A 299-nucleotide genomic window follows, 5' to 3' on the forward strand; every position below is an offset into this window, starting at 1 on the left:
AGGTTTCTTTCGGTTTTGGAGGCTTTTCACGCCAAGCTTCTGCCATCCTGGCGTAGGCGGCTTCCGCGTTTGCTACGAGTTCCATCTCCCTGTGGCGAATCTCCTTGATCCAGTAGTCCCGGCCCGGGCCGGGTTTGTTGCCGTGCTGCCTGGGAGCGCCTGCACGCAGTTCCAGCTTGCGCATTTTCATTGCGACAAATGCAGGGCGCGCCCATTGGTAGGGTTCATCCCTGGACAACAGATGCCAAATCAGATTTGCAATTTTCCGCGCAGTTGCGACAGCTGCGACACTTGTCCCA

Annotated in this window: 1 pseudogene; it reads right to left on the reverse strand. The window is 57.2% G+C overall.

The features are described 5' to 3' along the window. A pseudogene (locus tag E1297_RS00380) lies at nucleotides 1–299 on the reverse strand (IS110 family transposase); the annotation flags it as partial.

Source organism: Roseibium sp. RKSG952, from assembly GCF_009711355.1.